This is a genomic window from Buttiauxella brennerae ATCC 51605, from assembly GCF_001654925.1.
GTDB lineage: Bacteria > Pseudomonadota > Gammaproteobacteria > Enterobacterales > Enterobacteriaceae > Buttiauxella > Buttiauxella brennerae.
The window spans coordinates 48258-64342 of record NZ_LXER01000032.1; the positions used below are offsets into that span (position 1 = coordinate 48258).

Here is a 16085-nt window from a genome sequence, read left to right on the forward strand (position 1 = left end):
CTTTTTTATGATTTCTGGAAAACGCATACTCCGTGCGCGGGACCATGCCATACAGCCATCACTACCGGGTTGTCTTCACCGGCAAACGGAGGAATAGCACGCCATTCCCCTTCGGGTAGAACGATGTCGGCCACTTCTTCGGTAGCGTTAATCGTTATTAGCCAACGGTCTGAGAGTTGGATTTGTAACCGGTGAACCCCATTCTCCCACTCGCCAGCATTCAGAGGCTGGGCCTCTTTATTCCACCAGCGCACATTGCCATCACCTTCCTCCCACCAGACATTCCGGGTAAGTGCTGGAATCGTCTTGCGCAGATGAATCAATGCCGCGGTAAAAGTGGTTAAGCCATCATTACAGTTTTCCCAGTCAAGCCATGTCAGCTGGTTATCCTGGCAATAAGCGTTGTTATTCCCATGTTGGCTATGACCATGTTCATCACCGGCCAAAAGCATCGGCGTACCCTGAGAGAGCAGCAACAACGTCAGCAAGGCGTGAACGCTGTCGCGCCGTCTTTCTTTAATATTGAGCGAGGCTTCCAGCCCTTCGAAGCCATAGTTATTGCTGTAGTTATTGTTCGTGCCATCACGGTTGTCTTCACCGTTAGCTTCGTTGTGTTTTTGGTTGAAGCTGACACAATCACGCAGCGTAAAACCGTCGTGAGCCGTGATTAAATTGATGCTGGTCGAAGGAAGACGATCGCCATGGCGATAGACATCGCTTGAACCGGCAAAGCGGCAAGCGAATCCCCCCAACGATAAATCTTGTCGCAGCCAGAAACGGCGCATGCCATCACGAAAATGATCGTTCCACTCCGCAAATAACGGTGGATAGTTGCCGACCTGATAACCCCCCGCGCCAATATCCCAGGGTTCCGCTATCAGTTTTATCTGCGACAAAACCGGGTCATTTTTAATGGCTTCAAACAGCGGCGCATCCTGGCGAAATTCCGGCGTGCGCCCCATAACAGAAGCTAAATCGAAACGGAAACCATCAATGTGGCAACTGTCGACCCAATAACGCAGGCAATCCACCACCTGCGCCACCACGCCTGGCGTGCTCAGATTCAGCGTATTACCGCAACCGGTCCAGTTCTGGTAATCACCGTTATCCATTAACCAATAATAGCTACGGTTGTCGATTCCGCTTAGGGAGAGGGTTGGGCCGTCGCGATCCAGCTCCGCACTGTGGTTAAGAACAATGTCGAGAATGACCTCAATACCCGCCTCATGCAGCGCTTTCACCGCACCACGCAGCTCGTTAGCAGCCGCCAGCGGATCATGGTTCACCGCGTAGTAGCCTTCGACGGCGTAAAACGAACGCGGGTTATAGCCCCAATAGTTGCTTAAACCTAAATGGGCGACGCGTGGCTCTGTGACAAAATGCGCCACCGGCATCAGTTCCAACGCCGTAATCCCCAGGCGTTTGAAGTAGTTAATCATCACCGGATGGCCCAGTGCGGCATACGTGCCGCGCAGCTCTTCGGGGATCTCAGGGTGTAGTAGCGTCAGGCCGCGAACATGCGCTTCGTAAATAACCGTGTCGCCCCACGGCGTGCGCGGGTGCTCGTCGCCTTCCCAGTCGAATACATCACGCACCACAACACATTTCGCCATGTGTGGGCCGCTGTCTTCCAGGTTTGGCTCGTCATAACCGCCGTGTAGATGCGGGTGGTTATCGACCCCGCCAACAACCACTCGCGCGCAAGGGTCGAGCAGCAGTTTTGCCGGGTTAAAACGGTGCCCGTTTTGCGGGTCCCACGGGCCATGAACGCGATAGCCATACTGCAGGCCAGGCTTCGCTTCGGGTAAATAACCATGCCAGATGTCACCCGTGCGCACGGGCATGTCGTACCGCCGTTCATGGCCGTGCTGGTCAAAAACACACAGTTCGACTTTTTCAGCATGAGCCGAAAACAGCGTGAAATTGACACCTTTGCCATCAAAAAACGAACCATACGGAGCCGGACTCCCGGTGGTCAGTTGTGTCATTCCGCCTCCCGTACCAACCAAATTGTTGAGAGTGGTGGCAACGTCAGACTCAGAGAATGGTCACGCCCGTGGCTTGGGATCTCGTCGCTATGTACCCCGCCACTGTTCCCCGCATTACTGCCGTGATAATGCATTGAGTCCGTGTTCAGCTCTTCGCGCCAACGCCCCGGCTGGTTGATACCAAAGCGATAGTTGTAGCGCGGCACCGGAGTGAAGTTACTGGCAACAATGATTTCATTGCCCTTCGAGTCGCGGCGCACAAAGATAAACACCGAATTAACGTTGTCTTCGACCACCAGCCATTCAAAGCCGTAGCTGTCAAAATCCAGCTCGTGCATCGCAGCGTGGTGACGGTAAGTATGGTTCAAATCGCGGACCAGGCGTTTCACACCGTGGTGCCAGTTATCGCCCCCTTCCAGCAAATGCCAGTCGAGGCTGCTGTCGTGGTTCCATTCGCGACCCTGGGCAAATTCGTTGCCCATAAACAGCAACTTCTTGCCTGGGAATGCCCACATCCAACCGTAGTAAGCACGCAGATTGGCAAATTTCTGCCAGGCATCACCCGGCATGCGGTCAAGAATGGATTTTTTACCGTGGACCACTTCGTCGTGCGACAACGGCAGCACGAAGTTTTCGGTGCTGTTGTACAGCATGCCGAAAGTCATTTTGTCGTGATGGAACTGGCGATGAACCGGATCAAGTTTCATGTAATCGAGCGTGTCGTGCATCCAGCCCAGGTTCCACTTAAACCAGAACCCGAGGCCACCCATAGTTGATGGGCGCGACACACCACTAAAGTCAGTAGACTCTTCCGCCATGGTGACGGCACCCGGCGTTTGCTCGCCGATAATACGGTTGGTATTGCGCAGGAATTCGATAGCTTCGAGGTTCTCGCGCCCGCCTTTGTCGTTCGGGATCCACTCGCCAGGCTGGCGGCTGTAGTCGCGGTAAATCATCGATGCCACCGCATCAACGCGTAAACCGTCGATGCCGAAACGCTCAATCCAGTAAAGCGCATTACCCACCAGATAGTTGCTGACTTCACGCCGCCCATAGTTGTAAATCAGCGTGTTCCAGTCCTGGTGATAACCTTCGCGCGGGTCGCCGTGTTCGTACAGCGATGTGCCGTCAAACTTCGCAAGGCCAGCGTCGTCGGTCGGGAAATGCCCTGGCACCCAGTCGAGCAGCACGTTTAAGCCCGCAGCATGTGCGGCATTGATAAAGTAACGGAAGTCTTCGCGCGTACCGAAACGGCGCGTGGGCGCGTACAAACCTTGCGGTTGATAACCCCAGCTACCATCGAACGGGTGTTCGTTAATCGGCAGCAATTCGAGATGCGTAAAGCCCATCTCTTTGACGTACGGCACCAGTTGGTCCGCCAGTTCACGGTAACTGAGCCAGAAATTATTGTCGGTATGGCGGCGCCATGACCCAAGATGCACTTCATAAATGGAAATCGGCTGGTCAAAGCCGTTAGCACGCTGGCGGGCGGGGCTTAGCGTCGTTTTATCAGGCAGCCCGCAAATCAGTGATGCCGTTTCCGGGCGCATTTGCGACTCAAACGCGTACGGGTCAGCCTTCAGGCGTAAATGCCCTTCGGTATCAATGAGTTCGAATTTATATAATTGCCCAGGATGAGCGCCAGGAATAAAGAGTTCCCAGATACCGCTTTCGCGACGCAAACGCATCGGGTGGCGACGGCCGTCCCAATAGTTAAACTGGCCAACGACGGAAACACGTCGGGCATTAGGTGCCCAAACGGAGAAACGAGTGCCGGTCACGCCATCCATCGTGTCGGCATGTGCGCCAAGCGTTTCGTACGGGCGCAAATGCGTGCCTTCGGATAGCAGCCAGCTATCCATTTCCTGAATCAGCGGCCCAAAGCGATATGGGTCATCAATCAGGTTTTCATGGCCATGCCACATAACAGCCAGTTGGTAGCGGAAAGGATTTTTGCGCCGGGCAATTACCCCGCAAAAGAAACCGCGCGAATCAATACATTCTAACTTGCCGACCTTCCCACCGGTCTTCGGGTCGATAATCCACACTTCTGTGGCGTTCGGTAACAGGGCACGAACTTCCAGCCCGGCTTCAGTTTTATGCATTCCCAGCAGAGAAAAAGGATCAGCAAAATGACCCGCAATTAGCGCATTTATCACGTCTTTTTCTGGATGAACAGACATGGTTTCGTCCTGTTTTTTGTCATTCATTGACCCTAACGGACGGCAATAACATTGTTTTCCTGCAAGCCGTTCCGCCCAACTAATGTTCATGGCGGTTTATCGCCCTGAATAAAGCATAGCCAACGCTCTGTTTTGCTCCCGAAAATTAATGAACTAAAGTCATACGCTTCATGTATACCCAAATAATTCACATTATGGGAAGGCGGTAAGCTCAGGAATCCCCAAGAGCTTACTTAAGTAAGTGACTGGGGTGACGGAGTGCAACCAACACATCCATAACGTGAAGTATGAAGGGTATATGACGTGATAAAAAAAGGGGCTGCAATGCCCCTTTGGTGAGTAAGTGTAATTATGCGAGCAAGCGCAACATTCTACGTAACGGTTCGGCAGCGCCCCACAGCAACTGGTCGCCAACAGTGAAGGCAGACAAGTACTCAGGACCCATATTCAGTTTACGCAAACGCCCGACGGGAGTAGTGAGCGTGCCGGTTACTGCCGCAGGCGTCAGCTCACGCATAGTGATATCACGGTCGTTTGGCACGACTTTGACCCAATCGTTATGCCCGGCCAGCATCGCTTCGATGGTTGGCAGAGAGACATCTTTTTTCAGTTTCAGAGTGAATGCCTGGCTGTGGCAGCGCAGTGCGCCAACGCGGACACACAAGCCATCAACTGGGATGATTGTGCCGGTATTAAGGATTTTGTTGGTCTCAGCCTGGCCTTTCCACTCTTCGCGGGTCTGGCCATTATCAAGCTGCTTGTCGATCCATGGGATCAGGCTGCCAGCCAATGGCACACCGAAGTTATCGGTTGGCAGGCTGCCGCCACGTGCAAGGTCTGTCACTTTGCGTTCAATGTTCAGGATGGCAGAAGCCGGGTCCGCCAGTTCGCTGGCAACATGGCTGTGCAATTGGCCCATCTGGGTCAGCAATTCACGCATATGACGTGCGCCGCCACCGGAAGCCGCCTGGTAAGTCGCCACAGACACCCAGTCAACCAGGTCGTTTGCGAACAGACCGCCAAGGGACATCAGCATCAAGCTGACTGTGCAGTTACCGCCCACAAAGGTTTTCACGCCGTTGTTCAGACCTTCCTGAATAACGTGCTGGTTTACCGGGTCGAGAATAATAATCGCGTCATCTTTCATACGCAGTGAAGACGCTGCATCAATCCAGTAACCTTGCCAGCCGCTTTCACGGAGCTTTGGATAGATTTCGTTGGTATAATCGCCGCCCTGGCAGGTAATGATAATGTCCAGTGCCTTCAGCGCTTCCAGGTCATATGCGTCTTGCAGCGTGCCATTGTTCTGGCCTGCAAAAGACGGGGCCGGGAGGCCTAACTGGGAAGTGGAGAAGAAAACTGGGCGAATGGCGTCAAAATCGCGTTCTTCAACCATGCGTTGCATGAGAACGGAACCGACCATACCGCGCCAACCGATAAAACCAACATTTTTCATAGCGACTAATCCTGCGGATGTGTGTTGTGTACATTAATTGAGATTACTGTTCACCTTACAAAATGCTGCCGAAGTCGCAAGTGAAATTAATCAATGATATGCAAGCTATTAGAAATAGAACTTATCAATGAACACGTTATTTATTAGAGAACACCATTCATGACCGAAATCATTTCTGCGGCAGTACTGTTAATCCTGATTATGGACCCGTTAGGAAACCTGCCGATTTTTATGTCAGTGCTCAAGCATACCGAGCCGAAGCGCCGCCGGGCCATCATGATCCGCGAGCTGCTTATTGCGCTGATAATCATGCTTATTTTCCTGTTTGCCGGGGAAAAAATTCTCGCATTCCTTAATCTGCGTGCGGAAAGCGTGTCGATTTCCGGCGGGATTATTCTGTTCCTGATCGCCATCAGAATGATTTTCCCAAGCAAGGAAGGAAACGCTTCTGGCCTGCCTGCGGGTGAAGAACCCTTTATCGTGCCGCTGGCGATCCCATTGGTTGCCGGACCGACACTTCTGGCCACTTTAATGCTGTTATCGCATCAGTATCCAAACCAGATGGGACATTTAGTCGCCGCACTTTTACTGGCCTGGGGCGGTACCGTGGCAATTTTGCTGCAATCTTCTCTTTTCTTACGCCTGTTGGGCGAGAAAGGGGTGAATGCGCTGGAGCGTTTAATGGGGTTGATATTGGTTATGCTGGCGACGCAGATGTTCCTCGATGGGTTGCGGGTGTGGATGAAGGGTTAAATAAAAAAACGGTGGATGTCGCTTGCGCTAATCCACCCTACAACTGCTCTTCGTAGGTCGGATTAGCGTTAGCGACATCCGACACATTCACTAAAGCTCGATAACCAAACCTGACTCAGCTGAATCTGGCGTAATCACCGCACCCTGCTCGCCCGCAACACTCTTACCTGCCTTCACGCTCTTCACATTACCGATATTACGCAAACACAGCGTCCAGTCTTTCGCCTGGCCTTTACCTTGCACCGTCAGCGTGTTGCCCTCGCGCTTCACTTTCAGCGTGAAGATAACCGAACCGTCTGCTGCCGGGACTTCGCAAATTGCTTCGCGTCCATCATCGAGATTAAACAGCTGGAAAGCGGTGCCTTCGTGCCAGGCGTAATCCGGCTTCTGGTCGTTATTACCCAGCGCCAGTAGTGTGTTATCACGCACATACACCGGCAGGCTCTGGAAACCGTGCTGCTCTTTATGCCAGCGGCTGCCCTGCGCTTCAACGTTGTTGAACAGGTGCGTCCAGCGGCCTTCCGGCAGATAGAACTGTACGTCGCCCGCTTCACTGAACACCGGCGCAACCATCACTGACTCGCCCAACATGTACTGGCGGTCGAGATAATCGCAGCCCGGATCGTCCGGGAATTCCAGCATCATCGAGCGCATCATCGGCGTACCGAACTCTGCGGCAAATGCGGCCTGGCGGTACAGATACGGCATCATGCGCGATTTCCACTGCGTGAAGTGGCGCACCACATCGCAGGCTTCGTCGTCATACGCCCATGGCACACGGTAGGATTTGCTGCCGTGCAGGCGGCTGTGGCTGGAGAGCAGCCCGAACGCGCACCAGCGTTTATAAACATGCGCAGGTGCAGTGTTTTCGAACCCACCAATATCGTGGCTCCAGAAACCGAAACCGGACATGCCGAGCGACAAGCCACCGCGCAGGCTTTCCGCCATAGATTCGTAGTTGGCGTAGCAGTCGCCACCCCAGTGAACCGGGAATTGTTGTGCGCCCACGGAAGCCGAACGCGCAAACAGCACCGCCTCTTCTTCACCCAGTTCCTGCTTGAGCACGTTCCACACCAGCTCGTTGTAGATGAACGCGTAATGGTTGTGCATTTTCTGCGGGTCAGAGCCGTCATGCCACACTACGTCAGTCGGGATACGCTCGCCGAAGTCCGTTTTGAAGCAATCCACACCCATGCGTACCAGGCGTTTCAGGTGCCCGGCATACCACTCGCAAGCTGCCGGGTTAGTGAAATCGACAATCGCCTGACCTGGCTGCCATTTATCCCACTGCCACACCGCGCCGTTCGGGCGTTTCAGCAGATAGCCTTTTTCCATCCCTTCGCGGAACAGCGGAGATTTCTGGCCGATATAGGGGTTTATCCACACGCAGATTTTCAGGCCGCGAGCTTTCAGGCGTTTCAGCATCCCTTCCGGGTCGGGGAAGGTCACCGGATCCCACTCGAAATCGCACCACTGGAAGGCTTTCATCCAGAAGCAGTCGAAGTGGAAAACGTGCAGCGGCAAGTTGCGCTCCGCCATACCGTCGATAAAGCTGTTAACCGTCGCTTCGTCGTAGTTGGTGGTAAAGGAAGTGGTGAGCCACAGGCCAAACGACCACGCTGGTGGCAGCGCCGGGCGGCCAGTGAAGCGGGTGTAACGGTCAAGCACCGCTTTCGGCGTTGGGCCGTCAATCACGAAGTATTCGAGATATTCGCCTTCCACGCTGAACTGCACTTTGGAAACTTTTTCGGAACCCACTTCAAAAGAGACACATTCCGGATGGTTCACCAGCACGCCGTAGCCACGGTTAGTGAGGTAGAACGGAATATTTTTGTAGGACTGTTCGGTACTGGTGCCGCCATCGCGGTTCCAGGTATCCACCGTCTGGCCGTTTTTCACCAGTGCGGTAAAGCGCTCGCCAAGGCCATAAACCGTTTCGCCGACACCCAAATCCAGGCGCTCGAACATATGCGTGTTGCCAGTATTACCGTCCTGCACGTAGCCGTTGTTTTTTACCGCACTGCCGGTGATACGCACGCCGTCACGCAGGAAATCCAGCGCCCAGTCCAGGCCTTTGGTGACACGCACCGCCAGGTTGCCGCTTTTCAGCTCGGCAAACTCTTCCGTGTTCTGCATGGTGACTTTCACGTCCTGCAACACGTTCAGCGGGTAATGTGGGCCGTTATTCACCGCGCCCTGGAAGTGCTCGATACGCACACCGACCACACCTTCCTGCGGGGAGAAAAAGCGCAGCGTAAACAGAGGTGTATCGAGCTGGTTGCCACGTTCGCGTACATCTTTCATGCCCGCGTACACCACCATCTCATTACCCTGCTGCTCCACATCGAAAACCTGCACCGGGTGGATAAGCGATAAACCCGGCTGAATCAGCCAATTGCCGTCACTAATTTTCATCTTCTAAGTCCTCTCACTGCTGGAATTCTTTGGAAACGGGAGTATTTTCAAAATCTTTTTGATTGCGGCGCACGCCTTCAGCCAGTTCCCCGAGAATTTTATTCAGGAACGGCGTGTTCAGGGTGTAGAAGCGTTTCGCAATAATGGCGCTGATCAGGTAACAGATGCCCGGCACGATGGTGAAAAGCGCGATAATAATGCTGATGGTGGCGCTGTTTTGCGTGGTGGCACTGGCATCGTAACCGCCGCCTGCCAGCATCCAGCCAATCAGCGCACCGCCAAGGGCGAGGCCGAGTTTCAGCACAAACAAGGTGCCCGCAAAGCTGATACCGGTGAGGCGTTTGCCGTTGGTCCACTCGCCGTAATCAACAGTGTCGGACATCATCACCCACTGGATTGGCGTCACTAACTGGTGCAGCACGCCAATCACAAAGATGAAGACGAACATCAGGATGACCGAACTCATCGGCACGAAGAACATCGCGAAGCTCAGTACAGCGAGCGCGGCGTTGGTCCACCAGAAGACGCTGACTTTGCATTTCCAGTCGGTAAGCGGTTTAGCCGCGGCGCTGCCAATCAGGTTGCCGACGCAATAAGTGGTGAGGAACCCGGTGAACATCAGCGGCGAACCGAGGATCCAGGTGACGTAATACATCATCGCGCCGCCACGGATACACACCGCCATAATATTGAGAATGGTGAGCAGGCCGACGATGCGCCACTGGTCGTTTTGCCAGATATCGCGCAAATCTTCACGCGCAGAAGTGGTGCTCGGTGGCGCTTCCACGCGTTCTTTAGTGAAGAAGAAACAGGTCGCCAGCATGATAAATGCCACCACAGACAGCACCGCAATGCCGCCCTGGAAGCCGAAGGCTTTATCTTCACCGCCAATAAATTTGACCAGTGGCATCATCAACACGGTGGAAAGCATGCCGCCCGCCGTCGCCAGCACAAAGCGCCAGGATTGCAGGGAGATGCGTTGCGTTGGGTCGTTGGTGATAACGCCGCCGAGCGCGCAATAAGGGATGTTGACCACGGTGTACATCAGCGTCAGCAGCGTGTAGGTGATGGCGGCGTAAATCATTTTGCCGTGCAGGCTGAAATCTGGCGTGCTGTAAGCAAACACACAGACGATGCCGAACGGGATCGCGCCGAACAATATCCACGGGCGGAATTTCCCCCAGCGGCTGCGGGTGCGGTCGGCAATCAGCCCCATGCACGGGTCGGAAATCGCATCCAGCGCACGCGCCAGCAGGAACATGGTGCCGACGAACCCGGCAGGGATACCGAAGATATCGGTATAAAAGAACATCATGTACATCATGACGTTATCGAAAATGATATGGCTTGCGGCATCACCCAGGCCGTAACCAAACTTTTCCTTCGCGGAAAGTATCTGACTTTTCATTGCTCTCTTCCTTGGCCAAACGGCTGCGAAAATTCTCTGCCTAACGTTTTAGTGGATTGCGAGGGGCGCAGGAATTCCAATTTCTGGTTATCAGATTACGTTTCTTAATAACTGTGAGCAGTGTCGCTCTCTTAGCAGACTAAGAGTTAAGGAATGCGTGTTTTTCGGGCGGTTTGATTGATCTGGCTAATAGTTTCTGAGAAATGATTGGGGAAAGAGGAAACCATTGTTTGGTAAGGATGAAAAACTGGGTATACTGCGCACCGCCTCCATGTAGCAATCGAGGCTAGGAAGATCGTCGTCTCCGGTGAGGCGGCTGGACTTCAACTCCAGTTGGTGCCGCCAGCGGTGCCGGGCAGGTTCGACTCCTGTGATCTTCCGCCATTAAGCACTCTCGAAGTGTAATTTAACCTAAATTTCTTCCTATTATATGAATGAGTCATTTAATATTAAATTCTTTATTATGCAAGAGCATAGGAATTTAAAAAGACTTTCTATATATCATCTATCTTTTTTCAATCTGTTAGGAATGTTCATCATTTATTGGCGTATTCACTAGGTGAAATTTGTGATATAGATCAATCCAAATCTATCAAATTTTCTATTAACTGAAGTCTCATTATGTGAAGCTATTGTCTTTGACAAAAGATAAAACTACTTTAGGTGAGAAATTAGTGATCAAAGAAATACAAAAAAACATTCAAGAATGGATGCAAAGAATACCAGTAGTTGTTCTTGGTAGTGGAGCATCGGTCCCTCACGGGATTCCCGGAATGTGGCATCTCGGCCAGCATTTGATTTCAACAAAATTACCTCAAATATGCTCATCAGAAGAACACACAAAAGGATGGCAGGAATTCTTATCTCTAATTGAAACCACGGATTTAGAATCTGCTCTTACCAAAGTAAATGTTACAACAGAAGTCACTCAGCATATTGTTAATTCAACATGGCATTTTCTGAACGCGTCGGATCTAAACGTATATTATAATGTACTTGCTGATAGACAACTCTTACCATTAAGTAAATTATTCAAATTTCTACTGAGTGGAACAATGAGGGAAGTAAATGTTGTGACACCAAACTATGACCGGATTGCTGAGTACGCTGCTGAATCAGCGGGATTCTGTGCTTTCTCTGGTTTTAACTTTGGTTATATTGGTGAAAGAGCACAAAACCCACATCCCGTTATAATACAAAATAATCAAAGGTTACGTACAGTTAATGTTTGGAAGGTTCATGGCTCATTCGGATGGTTTTTTGATAGCTCTGGAGTTGTCGTATCAGTACCACCGATGCACCAATTACCCCCAAATTTAAGCCCTGTAATTGTAACTCCTGGGGTCGAAAAATTTAGAAAAACTCACGATGAGCCATTCCGCAGCACAATACAAAATGCTGATAGGGTAATGGGTAATGCTTCCGCATTTTTATGTATAGGATATGGTTTCAATGATAGTCATTTACAACCTAGATTAATTGAAAGATGCAAAAACCATGAAGTTCCATTGATATTAATAACAAAAGAAATAAGCTCAACTGCTCATGACTTTTTCAAAAGTGGAGATTGTAAGAAGTATATAGCCATTGAGAATTTTGAAGGAGGGATACGATATTTCACCGAAGAAGATCCAAGTGGAGTAATTGTGAAAGGCGTTGCATACTGGGAGCTAGACAACTTTATTTCTTTATTTGCTTAAGGATACACACAGTGCCAATTCTTGATTATAACGATAACGAAATTTTAGGGCGCGTTAGATCTGTTGATACAGCAACAGTAATTGTTGCTGTAGAAGATGTTGAACGTCTTCGTAAGTTACAGGTAAATCGCCTTGCAGTATTACAAAGTAGTCGCCCTGGCCAACACTTAATTGGAATAATTCAAAAAATAACAAGAACTGCGATTGAATCTAAAGAAAAGAAAAACGACCCCGATAAAAATAATGAAGAAGATTTTAATGAACAAAATAATGTAAAAATAACTTTAATTGGTACCTTAATAAATCGTTTAGGTGATAAAAGTAATGTTTTTCGCAGAACACTTGAAACAGTTCCAGAAATTGAAGCCAATTGTTTTTCTTTAGAAGGCGAAAGACTGACGAACTTTATGAGAGTGATTGCCAATATTGCTGAAGATAAACAACGACTATCTATTGGTCAATATACTCTTGATGATGCTGCCGATGCTTATCTAAATGGTAATAAATTTTTCCAACGCCATGCTGTTATTGTTGGTAGCACTGGCTCAGGAAAATCATGGACAACAGCAAGAATTCTTGAACAAGTGGCAAGACTAGACAACGCAAATGCTATTGTTTTTGATGTTCACGGAGAATATTCACCACTGATAGGATCTGGTTTTCAACATTACAGGATTGCAGGGCCTGCAGATCTTGATACAAATACCTCTTTAGAGGATGGTGTTTTATTTTTACCATTTTGGTTACTTGGTTATGAAGCAATGACATCCATGTTTGTAGATAGAAGTGATCAGAATGCTCCAAATCAGACAATGTTAATGTCGAGGACTATTGTTAACGCAAAGCGTAAATACCTTGAAAATGGAATGCATAATGACATTCTAGATAACTTCACAATAGACAGTCCAATTCCTTTTAATCTAGATTTTGTAATAAATGAACTAAATAGGCTCAACTCAGAAATGGTGCCGGGAGTGAAAGCTGGTACTGAAAAAGCAGGCGAGTTTAATGGGAAACTGAGCAGGTTAATTCAGCGTCTAGAGAATAAAATGACAGATCGTCGGTTGGGTTTCCTTTTCCAAGGGACAAACGAAACGATGCAATTTGATTGGCTAGAGAAATTGGTAACTGCTTTGATTGCTGGCACTAAAGATCAGACAAGCCAAAAAGGCGGGGTTAAAATAATAGATTTCTCAGAGGTCCCATCTGATATCCTACCATTAATGGTTAGTTTGGTTGCAAAAATAGTATTTTCTATCCAGCAATGGACCTTATCGACAAATCGACATCCCATTGCTATTTTTTGCGATGAAGCTCATCTTTATATTCCGGAAAGAAATTCTGCGGGTAGCTCTGGTGATATTTCAGTTGAGATATTCGAACGCATCGCAAAGGAAGGCCGTAAGTATGGTGTGGGACTTGTAGTTGTTAGTCAGAGACCTTCGGAAGTAAATAGAACAGTCTTAAGCCAATGCAATAACTTAGTAGCTATGAGGCTAACAAATGGTGATGACCAGGCTGTAGTTCGTCGATTATTACCAGATAGCTTAGGAGGATTTGGTGACTTATTACCAGTATTAGACACTGGAGAAGCATTAGTCGTAGGAGATGCAAGTTTGCTTCCGACAAGAATTAGGATTTCCGAACCTAGTAATAGACCTAATAGTAATACTATTGATTTTTGGGAGCGCTGGGCTGAAGATGCAAGTGTTGGTGGGCATATTTCTGCTGTAAATGGCTGGCGAAAACAAAGCGTTCAAACGGAAATCCTATAAATATTATTCATGGCCCCAGAACGATATTTTATTTATTCTGGGGTACTTTAGATATAATCAGCAAAAAAAAATTTATATTTTTAATAATCCCGCGCCGCCCCCTAAATGCTCCAACTCCTTCCTCCCAAGCTCTTTCAGCCAATTACCCAAACTCATGCCTGCATCTTTCGCTGCAACTTCAAATTGAGCTTTCAGTTCCGGTGTGATGCGGATCTGAAATGTTGGAGATTTACCTGATGTTGACCGTTTTACATCCCTTTTCACAGTTGACATGTACGTACCCACAGGATTATTTTAAGTAGTCATCTGACACCCTATCATAGGGCTACCTGAAAAAAAACGCCCCCGAAAGGTATTACGAGTACCAGACGGAGGCTCACCACAATCGTTAAAGGAGTTAACGACATGGCTAACACGAATACTACCACAACCGCTCGCCCTGAAATCCTGTGCACTCAACCAGTAATTGAATCCGCAATCACAACGCTTTTAAAAACCCCGCTCGGTGCCACGCACGATCTCTTCCAGGTGCTCGACGCCTGCCAGCATTATGTTGATGCGCTGATTGAAAACGACGACAACACCGAACGCATGGCCTTGTGCGGGCGCTTGCTTGCCGCGCTTGAAGTATTGAAAGTTGCGCTAAAAACGCCGCTGCCCGCACATTTAATCGAGCGCCTGACGGTGGATGTGGCAGAACCCGATAACTATCGCGGCCCGCTTTCTACTGATTCCGAAACCCTGCGCGAGTACTGTTCCGCACTTACTATCTTGCTGCTGCAACGCCAGCAGTCGCCTGAGCAGGAAGAACAGCTCACAGGTTTATTGTTCGAGTTGATTAACCTTCTGGTCGAGGATTTAAAAACGCCGCGCTTTGTTCGCACCGATGGCGGGCTGGCAATGATCAGTGGCGAGGCAGTGCCAGGAATTCACTAGGTTTTGTAGGGCGGTTAAGTACAGCGTCACTCGCCAAAAATGGTGGATGACGCTTATCCACCCAACGAATACTGGTCCGGGAATCAAACCATGAATAACATGATTAAAATTGACGGCCACACCGCCATTGTTAGCTTCGACCCAGACATTGAAATGTTTCGCGGCGAGTTCGTTGGCTTAAACGGCGGTGCAGATTTTTACGCCTACAGTGTGCAGGAATTGAAAACAGAGGGAGCCGAATCTCTGAAATTCTTTCTTGATACATGTCGTGCAAAAAACATTGAGCCTTATAAATCATACAGCGGGAAGATTTCTGCACGTCTAACACCTGAAGACCATGCAGCTCTTGAACGTATCGCGCTGGCATGCGGCGAGAGTATTAATCAGTTACTCAATCAGGGCGCAAAATTAATCATTAAGCAACATGATGCGTGATTAGCAGGGCCAGCAATTAATCAGGTTTTGTAGCGCGGATTCGCTTGCGACATCCGCCATTTTTTAAAGCAACGCCTTCATCCACACGTCCCCTGCATGCTCTTCTTTGTCACTCCAGCATGTGAGATACTGCGCCAATATTATTTCCGCCGCATAAGCAAAAGAATCAGTCCGTTAGACTTACCTGGCGTAAACGAAATAAAACAAGGGGTTACGTGATGCGTAGCCCTTTTTTAATGCCTGATAAAGCAGGCAGCAATTGAAGAGGTTTTTATGAATTGGGATGTGTTGAAGTGGTTGATTGGCATCTACTTTGGCTGTTTTTTTGGTCTTCTCAAAGTGGCCTACTCAGACCCCAAATTTTATCTTGAGTATATTGATAAAAAGCTCACCTGGTTCTGTTACACCTGCATGATAGCGTTCAGCGCCTTCTGGTACGGGCTATACGCTTGCAGAAGCTACACGGTAGATAACATCGACCTCATTTCAGAACAGCTGACTCATTTAGACAAAGAATATAACTACGTCACTTCATACCTTCTGGTGCTGATTATTACATCCTGTTTATCCTTTGCTGCCAGCATTTTGTTTATTGATGTCGCACGCAGGAAACAAGCGCATTTGGCTTCTTAAGCCTCGCTAACACTCTGAACACGTTGAAAGCCCACATGGTAAAACTATGTGGGCTTTTTTTTGGCTGTAACAGGGCCAAACTCACCCTGCTTAAAACCATTCGTCATACACCTTAACAATCTGTCTTGAGCGCAGCAGGTAGAATCCCCTTCTTATTTAAAAGGGATATTTCAGTATGAAAAAATTGATGGCAGTTCTGCTATTAAGCGGTGTGGCGCTTTCGATCACGGCGTGTTCGAGCGATTACGTTATGTCGACCAAAACAGGCGATATGATTGTGACACAGGGGAAACCGCAAGTGGATTCAGATACTGGCCTGATCAGTTACACCGATCAGCAAGGTAACGAGCATCAGATTAATGACGACCAAATCGTGCAGATGATTAAGAAAGACTGATCTGTT

At 49.3% G+C, this 16085-nt stretch carries 13 protein-coding genes and 1 tRNA gene; 8 read left to right on the top strand and 6 right to left on the bottom strand.

Translation table 11 applies throughout. The features are described from left to right. Positions 1-5: 5 nt before the first annotated feature. The 3 genes from glgX to asd form a co-directional block, all read right to left on the bottom strand. Positions 6-1988, bottom strand: a complete 1983-nt coding sequence (gene glgX, locus M975_RS17465) for a glycogen debranching protein GlgX (RefSeq protein ID WP_064561171.1) — start codon at positions 1986-1988, stop codon at positions 6-8. Further along, positions 1985-4171, bottom strand: a complete 2187-nt coding sequence (gene glgB, locus M975_RS17470; RefSeq protein ID WP_064561385.1) for a 1,4-alpha-glucan branching enzyme — start codon at positions 4169-4171, stop codon at positions 1985-1987. The genes glgX and glgB overlap by 4 nt, the downstream gene beginning before the upstream one ends. 349 nt (positions 4172-4520) lie before the next feature. Beyond that, positions 4521-5627: an aspartate-semialdehyde dehydrogenase gene (asd, locus tag M975_RS17475; RefSeq protein WP_064514384.1), complete on the bottom strand. Its 1107-nt coding sequence runs from the start codon at positions 5625-5627 to the stop codon at positions 4521-4523. Positions 5628-5786: 159 nt separating this feature from the next. Between asd and M975_RS17480 the strand changes: the two genes are divergently transcribed. Next, positions 5787-6380: a YhgN family NAAT transporter gene (locus tag M975_RS17480; RefSeq protein WP_064514385.1), complete on the top strand. Its 594-nt coding sequence runs from the start codon at positions 5787-5789 to the stop codon at positions 6378-6380. Positions 6381-6470: 90 nt separating this feature from the next. On the opposite strand, the gene yicI is transcribed toward M975_RS17480, so the two are convergent. After that, entirely contained in the window at positions 6471-8795 is a 2325-nt protein-coding gene (gene yicI / locus M975_RS17485; RefSeq protein WP_064561172.1) for an alpha-xylosidase, read from the bottom strand. A 13-nt stretch (positions 8796-8808) separates the two neighbouring features. Next, complete coding sequence (locus M975_RS17490) at positions 8809-10203, bottom strand: glycoside-pentoside-hexuronide family transporter (protein ID WP_064561173.1); 1395 nt, start codon at positions 10201-10203, stop codon at positions 8809-8811. A gap of 289 nt (positions 10204-10492) precedes the next feature. Here M975_RS17490 and M975_RS23025 point away from each other — a divergent pair. The 3 genes from M975_RS23025 (at position 10493) to M975_RS17500 (ending at position 13678) form a co-directional block, all read left to right on the top strand. Beyond that, positions 10493-10587: transfer RNA gene (locus M975_RS23025), tRNA-Sec, on the top strand. Positions 10588-10841: 254 nt separating this feature from the next. Then, entirely contained in the window at positions 10842-11903 is a 1062-nt protein-coding gene (locus tag M975_RS17495) for an SIR2 family protein (RefSeq protein ID WP_209438137.1), read from the top strand. Positions 11904-11914: 11 nt separating this feature from the next. Then, positions 11915-13678: an ATP-binding protein gene (locus M975_RS17500; protein ID WP_064561174.1), complete on the top strand. Its 1764-nt coding sequence runs from the start codon at positions 11915-11917 to the stop codon at positions 13676-13678. Positions 13679-13750: 72 nt separating this feature from the next. Here the strand turns inward: M975_RS17500 and M975_RS17505 are convergent, their stop codons facing one another. After that, positions 13751-13951: a toxin-antitoxin system HicB family antitoxin gene (locus M975_RS17505; protein ID WP_064561175.1), complete on the bottom strand. Its 201-nt coding sequence runs from the start codon at positions 13949-13951 to the stop codon at positions 13751-13753. Between the two features lie 132 nt (positions 13952-14083). Between M975_RS17505 and M975_RS17510 the strand changes: the two genes are divergently transcribed. The 4 genes from M975_RS17510 (at position 14084) to M975_RS17525 (ending at position 16079) form a co-directional block, all read left to right on the top strand. After that, complete coding sequence (locus tag M975_RS17510; protein WP_064561176.1) at positions 14084-14614, top strand: hypothetical protein; 531 nt, start codon at positions 14084-14086, stop codon at positions 14612-14614. 90 nt (positions 14615-14704) lie between these two features. Next, positions 14705-15049, top strand: a complete 345-nt coding sequence (locus M975_RS17515) for a type II toxin-antitoxin system HicB family antitoxin (protein WP_064561177.1) — start codon at positions 14705-14707, stop codon at positions 15047-15049. Between the two features lie 273 nt (positions 15050-15322). After that, positions 15323-15682, top strand: coding sequence for a hypothetical protein (locus M975_RS17520; RefSeq protein WP_064561178.1), 360 nt, complete (start codon positions 15323-15325; stop codon positions 15680-15682). A 175-nt stretch (positions 15683-15857) separates the two neighbouring features. Then, positions 15858-16079, top strand: coding sequence for a YgdI/YgdR family lipoprotein (locus tag M975_RS17525; RefSeq protein ID WP_064561179.1), 222 nt, complete (start codon positions 15858-15860; stop codon positions 16077-16079). Positions 16080-16085: the final 6 nt, after the last annotated feature.